The organism is Streptomyces poriferorum, assembly GCF_019399235.1.
Lineage (GTDB): Bacteria > Actinomycetota > Actinomycetes > Streptomycetales > Streptomycetaceae > Streptomyces > Streptomyces poriferorum.
This window is the reverse complement of record NZ_JAELVH010000413.1, coordinates 1-5753: the sequence shown is the minus strand read 5'-3', so window position 1 is coordinate 5753 and position 5753 is coordinate 1. Positions and strand designations below refer to the sequence as shown.

Below are 5753 nucleotides of genomic sequence, written 5' to 3'. Positions count from 1 at the left end.
CGACGCGGCGACCGGCCAGATGGCGGCTGAAGGTGCGCCGGGCCTCCTCTTCGATCTGGTCCCAGGCGGCCTGGGTGACAGGGGCGAGTTCGCGATGGAGGTTGTTCATCTCTGGGCGCTTTCTTGCAGGCTGCCGATGCGCAGCGAACCGTCCCGGACCACCGGCGTGACCACGGCCCTCGCCACCGGCGCGGACGCCGGTTCAGGCTGGGGCGCGGCCTCGGCGGAGGCGGGCGACGGCGGAGGGGCGTCGAGGAAGTCGGCGCCGGGGGCGTGGAACAGCGTGCCGGTGACCGCGGTCGAGAAGTCGCGCAGGATGCGCTCGGTGACGTCCGGGTCGGCGGCGAACCCGATGAAGTACGTGCCGAACTCGCCCTGCCCGAAGCTGCCGAACGGCATGTTGGCGCGCAGGATGTCGCGCTCCGTGCCGTCCGGGTCGGTGATGGTGTTCAGCGCGACATGGGAGTCGGCGGGTTTGACGTCGTCGGCGAGCTCGATGTCGGTGAACTTGGTCCGTCCGATCACCCGCTCCTGCTCCTCGGTCGACAGGGCGTTCCACGAAGCCAGGTCGTGCAAATACTTCTGGACGATGACGTAGCTGCCGCCGGCGAAATCCGGGTCCTCGTCCCCCACCAGCGCCGCCGACCGGGCGTCTTCTCCCACGGGGTTCTCGGTTCCGTCGACGAACCCGAGCAGGTCCCGGTGGTCGAGGTAGCGGAACCCCTGCGTCTCGTCGACGACCCTCACCGCCCCGCCCAGCCGGTCCAGCAGCTGCGTGGCCCACTCCCAGCACACGTCCATCCGCTCGGCCCGGATGTGGAACAGCAGGTCGCCCGGGGTGGCCGGGGCGTGATGACGGGCGCCGTGCAACTCCTGGAAGGGGTGCAGCGAGGCGGGCCGCGGACCCGAGAACAACCGGTCCCAGGCATCGGAACCGAACCCGGTCACACACACCAGTCCCGCGTCCGGGTAGCGGAACCCGATGGAACGGGCGAACGCCGCCAGATCCGGCAGAGCCTCCCGGACGACGGGCTCACCGCCGGGCTCGATCGTGACGACCAGGATGAGTGCCGCACTGGTCAGCGGCGCGACGACCGGCTGCGCCGGGGCCGGTTGCTCGGTGATCTCGGGCATACGGCGGCTCCATGAGCTGGCTCGGCGGTACGACGCGGTGGAACACGGCCCCGGTCGCGGGTGCGGCGAGAGCAGGACCCGCTGCCACTTACCCACATTCCGGGCCCCGCCGCACCCCGGGGCATCCGACCGGGGGACCCCGGGCGTCACGCGACGCCCGGAGCCGGCGGCGTACTGCCGGACCGGCCGGCACAGCGACTTGAGTCTCCCCCCGGGGGAGACGGGAGAGTGGGGCGCATGAACGGCGAAGGCGACACGTATCTCTCGATCGGCGAGCTGGCACGGCGGACCGGGCTCACGGTCAAGGCCGTCCGCGCGTACTCGGACCGCGGGATCGTGCCGCCCTCCGGCCGCACCGCGGCCGGCTACCGCCACTACGGCCCCGAAGCCGTGGCGCGTCTGTGTCTGGTGAGGACACTGCGCACGCTCGGGCTCGACCTGTCCACCATTCGGGAGGCCCTGGACCGGGACACTCCTCCGGCCGAGCTTGCCGCAGCGCACGCGGAGGCGCTCGCGGTACAGATCCGGGTGCTGACCGCGCGGCGTGCGGTGCTCATGGCCGCCGCACGACGCGACGCGACCCCTGAGGAGATGGAACTCATGCACCGACTGGCCGCACTCTCCGAGGACGAACGGCATTCCCTCATACGCGAGTTCCTGGACGAGGTCCTGGGCTGCATGGGGACCGGGACGGACCTGGCGGGCGTCGCGGGATCGATGACGCCGCACCTGTCCGACAACCCCGCCGAGGAGGAGACGGAGGCGTGGATCGAACTCGCCGAACTGTGCCAGGACCCCGGATTCCGGGCCGCCATGCGCCGCACGGCCGCGTACCACGCGGCGGACCGGACCGTGAGTGCCGCCGGAGTTCCCGTGCCCGGCCCGGAGGCGATGCTCCGCGACCACACCGCCCCGGCGCGCGCCGCGGGCATCGACCCGGGCTCCACGCAGGCCGGCGCCGTCGTCGACACGGTTGCGGCCGCCTACGCGCAACTGTGCGGCTGCCCGGACGACGCCGCTCTCCGGCAGCGGCTGCTCGCCCGCCTCGACACCGTGAACGATCCGCGCAGGGAGCGCTACCTTCACCTGCTCGCCGTGGTCAACCGCTGGCCGGCACCGGACCCGCTGTCGCCCGAACTGGACTGGTTCCGAGCGGCGTTGCGCGCCCGTACCGCCTCCTGATCCGGCGTACGGGGCCGCCGGGCGCCGGCCCGGTGGCAGCCGTCCGCCCCATTCCCGTCATCCCATGGGATTCCCGTCGCCACCGCCCGCGATTCTGCGGGAGCCAGGTGGGTGTGCGGCCGTACCGTCGGACACATCGGCGCGACGGCGGGCCCGGATCCATCCGGGCCCGCAGGTCCGCACACCCTCCCGGGAGCAGGGCTCCCGGCCCACCGAAAGATGTGACATGGCAAAGATCCTTTTCGTCGTGACCGGATCCGACCACTGGACCCTCGCCGACGGAACCGTGCACCCGACCGGCTTCTGGGCGGAGGAGGTCATCGCCCCGTACGAGAGGTTCCGGGCCGCCGGACACGAGATCACCGTCGCCACGCCCGGGGGAGTGGTACCGACGGTGGACCGCGGCAGCCTGGCCCCCGAGTTCAACGACGGCCAGGAGAACGCCGACAAAATGGCGGCGGCCGTCGCCGGCATGGCCGAACTCGGGCACCCGCTGAAACTGGAGGATGTGGACCCGGCGGACTACGCGGCGGTCTTCTACCCGGGCGGGCACGGCCCGATGGAGGACCTGGCGGTCAACGCCGACTCGGGCAGGCTGCTGACCCGGGCGCTGGACTCGGGGATGCCGCTCGGCATCGTCTGCCACGCCCCGGCCGCCGTACTCGCCGCCACGAAGGACGACGGCACCCATGCCTTCTCCGGCTACCGGCTCACCGGCTTCACCAACACCGAGGAGAGCCAGGCCGGATTCGCGGACAAGGCGAAGTGGCTGCTCCAGGACCGGCTCGTGGAGATCGGCACCGACTTCCAGGAAGGCGAGCCGTGGGCCCCGCACGTGGTCGTCGACCGCAACCTGGTCACCGGTCAGAACCCGGCCTCGTCCGGCCCGCTCGCCGACGAACTGGTCAAGCGGATCGGCTGACGGTGCGATCGGGGGGTGTCGTGCGCTGCCGCACGACGTTCCCCTTTCGCGGGGGGACGTGCGACCCGGTTGACATCTGATTGCGGCGCCTGCCGGTGATTGCGGAGCCTCCGGAGCCGACGCCGACGCCGGAGGCACGGGCCCCGACCGGGTGTTACGCGTCGGGGTGCGCCGGCAGTGCGAGCCAGTCCGGCCAGGAGGTCTCGCGCCCGAGGAAGCGCGGCTGCTCGAACGGCCAGTCGGTGGCGATCCACTGTGGCACCAGTGCGTCCAGTGCCTGCTCGACCTCGCTGCCCACCAGTTCGTCCACCACCCACCAGCAGATCTCGCCGTCCGCGCCGGACTTCTCCGGCGGGTCGATGTAGACGCAGCCGAGCAGGGCCGTCTCCGCCGCGTCGAACAGTGCGTAGTTGAAGGACTGGTGGGCGGCGATCTCCTTCTCGTGCCGCAACAGGTCAGCCTGGTCGGCCTCATAGGTCATCGTGGCTGCGGGCCAGCCCCAGGCCGGGCCGAACATGGCCCACAGCCGCTCGCGAGAGCCCATGACGGCCGGATAGTCGAGTGCCGTGTCCGCCTCCCGGATCGGCCTCAGGTGGTGGCCGCCGCCCGGCAGCGGTACCAGGACGGGGTGGACGAAATCTTCGGGAAGCCAGCGCATGGGGCCCGACCGTAGCACCGAGCGGATGTCTGTTCCTCCGGGTTTTCCGCGCCCCGACGCACGACGTCCCGGCGCACGACGCAAACTCGCCGGGATCGTGGCCGCCCTGGTCACCCTGGTGCTGCTGTTCGGCTCATTGCTGGCTGCTTCACTGCCACTGATCACCGCACTGTTCGCGGTCGGCGGTGCCATCGGCCTGATCGCCCTGGCCTCGCACATCCATCGAACGCCCGGAGCGGAACTGACCTCGCCTCGCCTTGCCTCGCTCCAGGCCGCGCCCCGACCCCGCCGCTCGCCGGTGACGTTGGTCCACTGGCCGACTGGCCGACTGGCCGACTGGCCGACTGGCCGACTGGCCGGCTGCCCGTCAGTTCTCGACTTCGCTCTTGTCGTCGCCCCAGAGGGTGTGGAAGGTGCCCTCGCGGTCGGTGCGGTGGTAGGTGTGTGCGCCGAAGTAGTCGCGTTGGCCCTGAGTGAGCGCGGCCGGGAGGCGCTCGGCGCGCAGGGAGTCGTAGTAGGCAAGGGTGGCGGCGAAGGCGGGGGTGGGCACGCCCTGGGCGACGGCGGTGGCGATCACGGTGCGCCAGTCGTCCTGCGCGGCGGCGATCTCTTCGGCGAAGCTCTTGTCGGAGAGGAGGCTCGGCATGTCGGGTTGCGCCTCGTAGGCGCTGGTGATGCGGTCGAGGAACGCGGCCCGGATGATGCATCCGCCGCGCCAGATCGCGGCGACCTTACCGAGGTCGATGTCCCAGTCGTACTGCTCGCTGCCGGCCGTGATCTCGTGGAAGCCCTGGGTGTAGGCGACGATCTTCGAGGCGTACAGCGCCTGCTCGACCTGGTCGGCGAACGCCGGCGCCTCGTCCTCACGGAGTTTGCGGGCGGTCGGTCCGGCGAGGTGGCGTGAGGCGTCGCGGAGGTCGGCGTGGCCGGAGACCGAGCGGGCGAAGACGGCCTCGGCGATGCCCGAGACGGGAACGCCCAGGTCGAGGGCGATCTGCACGGTCCAGCGGCCGGTGCCCTTCTGCTCCGCCCGGTCGAGCACGACGTCCACGAAGGGTTTGCCGGTCGCCGCGTCGACGTGCGAGAGCACTTCCGCGGTGATCTCGATGAGGTAGGAGTCCAGACGCCCGGTGTTCCACGTGCGGAAGATGTCCGCGATCTGCGCGGGGGAGTATCCCGCCACGTCCCGGAGCAACTGGTACGCCTCGCCGATGAGCTGCATGTCCGCGTACTCGATGCCGTTGTGCACCATCTTGACGAAGTGACCGGCGCCGTCGGGTCCGATGTGCGTGGTGCAGGGCGTACCGTCCTTCGCCTTCGCCGCGATCTTCTCCAGCATCGGCCCCAGCGACGCGTACGACTCGGCCGAACCGCCCGGCATGATGCTGGGACCGTTCAGCGCGCCCTCCTCACCGCCCGAGATGCCGGCGCCGACGAAGTGGATTCCGCGTCCGCGCAACTCCTTCTCGCGGCGCCGGGTGTCCTCGAAGTGGGCGTTGCCGCCGTCGATGATGACATCGCCCTCGTCCAGCAACGGGGCGAACTCCTGGATGACCGCGTCCGTCGGTTCGCCCGCCTTCACCATGATGACCAGGCGGCGCGGCCGTTCCAGGGCCGCGACGAACTCCTCGGGCGTGCGCGCGGCCACAAAGGCCCCCTCGTCGCCGAACTCCTCGACCAAGGCGTCCGTCTTCGCCGTCGTGCGGTTGTGCACGGCGACCGTGTAGCCGTTGCGTGCGAAGTTGCGGGCCAGGTTGCGGCCCATCACCGCGAGCCCGGTGACGCCGATCTGGGCAGTGCCGCTCATCTGTCTGCTCCTGCAATCTGTCGGGGAGGGCGGGGACCGGTACTCAGACG

At 71.1% G+C, this 5753-nt stretch carries 6 protein-coding genes and 1 pseudogene; 3 read left to right on the top strand and 4 right to left on the bottom strand.

Annotated elements, in window-relative coordinates:
• Both JGS39_RS37235 and JGS39_RS37230 read right to left on the bottom strand, forming a co-directional pair.
• The coding region (locus tag JGS39_RS37235) for an encapsulin (protein WP_219574208.1) at positions 1-109 on the bottom strand (109 nt) is incomplete at its 3' end.
• Positions 106-1134, bottom strand: coding sequence for a Dyp-type peroxidase (locus JGS39_RS37230; protein ID WP_219574206.1), 1029 nt, complete (start codon positions 1132-1134; stop codon positions 106-108). The genes JGS39_RS37230 and JGS39_RS37235, both read right to left, overlap by 4 nt.
• Before the next feature lie 237 nt (positions 1135-1371).
• On the opposite strand from JGS39_RS37230, the gene JGS39_RS37225 reads away from it, so the two are divergent.
• Both JGS39_RS37225 and JGS39_RS37220 read left to right on the top strand, forming a co-directional pair.
• Entirely contained in the window at positions 1372-2316 is a 945-nt protein-coding gene (locus JGS39_RS37225) for a MerR family transcriptional regulator (RefSeq protein ID WP_219574205.1), read from the top strand.
• A 226-nt stretch (positions 2317-2542) separates the two neighbouring features.
• A complete protein-coding gene (locus JGS39_RS37220; RefSeq protein WP_219574203.1) occupies positions 2543-3238 on the top strand; it encodes a type 1 glutamine amidotransferase domain-containing protein in 696 nt (231 codons plus the stop codon).
• A 154-nt stretch (positions 3239-3392) separates the two neighbouring features.
• Here JGS39_RS37220 and JGS39_RS37215 read toward each other — a convergent pair whose 3' ends face one another.
• Positions 3393-3896 carry a GNAT family N-acetyltransferase gene (locus tag JGS39_RS37215; protein WP_219574202.1) on the bottom strand — a complete coding sequence of 168 codons (504 nt, stop codon included), beginning with the start codon at positions 3894-3896 and terminating at the stop codon, positions 3393-3395.
• On the opposite strand from JGS39_RS37215, the pseudogene JGS39_RS37210 reads away from it, so the two are divergent.
• Positions 3895-4113 (top strand): annotated as a pseudogene (locus JGS39_RS37210) (MMPL family transporter); the annotation flags it as partial. The gene JGS39_RS37215 and the pseudogene JGS39_RS37210 sit on opposite strands and share 2 nt — an antisense overlap.
• Positions 4114-4263: 150 nt before the next feature.
• On the opposite strand, the gene gnd reads toward JGS39_RS37210, so the two are convergent.
• A complete protein-coding gene (gene gnd, locus JGS39_RS37205) occupies positions 4264-5703 on the bottom strand; it encodes an NADP-dependent phosphogluconate dehydrogenase (protein WP_219574201.1) in 1440 nt (479 codons plus the stop codon).
• Between the last annotated feature and the right edge of the window lie 50 nt (positions 5704-5753).

Bases quoted from the DNA above. Each gene is read 5' to 3' on its own strand.
- JGS39_RS37230 (WP_219574206.1), bottom strand. From the start codon at position 1,134: ATGCCCGAGATCACCGAGCAACCGGCCCCGGCGCAGCCGGTCGTCGCG.
- JGS39_RS37225 (WP_219574205.1), top strand. From the start codon at position 1,372: ATGAACGGCGAAGGCGACACGTATCTCTCGATCGGCGAGCTGGCACGG.
- JGS39_RS37220 (WP_219574203.1), top strand. From the start codon at position 2,543: ATGGCAAAGATCCTTTTCGTCGTGACCGGATCCGACCACTGGACCCTC.
- JGS39_RS37215 (WP_219574202.1), bottom strand. From the start codon at position 3,896: ATGCGCTGGCTTCCCGAAGATTTCGTCCACCCCGTCCTGGTACCGCTG.
- gnd (WP_219574201.1), bottom strand. From the start codon at position 5,703: ATGAGCGGCACTGCCCAGATCGGCGTCACCGGGCTCGCGGTGATGGGC.